Source organism: Tsukamurella sputi, from assembly GCF_007858445.1.
Classification (GTDB): Bacteria; Actinomycetota; Actinomycetes; order Mycobacteriales; family Mycobacteriaceae; genus Tsukamurella; species Tsukamurella sputi.
On sequence record NZ_VIGV01000227.1, the window covers coordinates 1 to 514 of the forward strand.

A 514-nucleotide genomic window follows, 5' to 3' on the forward strand; every position below is an offset into this window, starting at 1 on the left:
AAAGGAAGTGTAGCTACTTTTGCTAGAGAAAAATGGAAAAAAGGTGATACCGTAGTCATTAAGTTAAAGTCTTTAAAAGGAAAAGATTTAGAAATAGGTATTTTGCCTGCCGAAGACATTAAAGCTGGCTGGGGCTATAATGATTATGGAGCTCCTATAAAAAAGAGGGTAGAAAACCAAGAAGATGAGATAAAATTTACTATTCCAGATGATGGAGAATATGGAATTTATGTTAAAGATACGACGTCAAATGCTATTTATTTCCCAGAATTATTTAAGGGAAAAGAAATAGTATCTACAAAGTCGGAAGGGAAAAAATCAAAAAAAGATCATGGTCATGAATTAAATAAACATAATTGTGTTGAATTTGAGTTAGAAGTAAATAAGAAATTTATAAATCCTTTAACTAAAACAGAAGGACAAGAATAAATTTATCCATGATATATATAATAGTATCTGTAATAATAGGAATTGTAATAAATCTTATTTTTCCATATTATGTAAATGGTGGTTT

Annotated in this window: 1 protein-coding gene; it reads left to right on the top strand. The window is 28.4% G+C overall.

The window, feature by feature from the left end:
- On the top strand, positions 1-429 hold a 429-nt coding region (locus FK268_RS23925; protein ID WP_146437919.1), incomplete at its 5' end, for a hypothetical protein.
- Between the last annotated feature and the right edge of the window lie 85 nt (positions 430-514).